Annotated in this window: 1 rRNA gene; it reads left to right on the forward strand. The window is 49.7% G+C overall.

Annotation, left to right across the window (positions count from 1 at the left end):
- Positions 1-465, forward strand: a 23S ribosomal RNA gene (locus ACY191_RS05870); the annotation flags it as partial.

Raw genomic sequence — 465 nt, forward strand, 5'->3', positions numbered from 1 at the left:
AGAACCTGAAACCGTGTGCCTACAACAAGTCAAAGCCCGTTAATGGGTGATGGCGTGCCTTTTGTAGAATGAACCGGCGAGTTACGATTGCATGCGAGGTTAAGTTGAAGAGACGGAGCCGCAGCGAAAGCGAGTCTGAATAGGGCGTTTGAGTATGTAGTCGTAGACCCGAAACCATGTGATCTACCCATGTCCAGGTTGAAGGTGCGGTAAAACGCACTGGAGGACCGAACCCACGTACGTTGAAAAGTGCGGGGATGAGGTGTGGGTAGCGGAGAAATTCCAAACGAACTTGGAGATAGCTGGTTCTCTCCGAAATAGCTTTAGGGCTAGCCTCGGAATTGAGAATGATGGAGGTAGAGCACTGTTTGGACTAGGGGCCCATCTCGGGTTACCGAATTCAGATAAACTCCGAATGCCATTCATTCATATCCGGGAGTCAGACTGTGAGTGATAAGATCCATA

This window comes from Staphylococcus sp. TCBT05 (genome assembly GCF_055179755.1).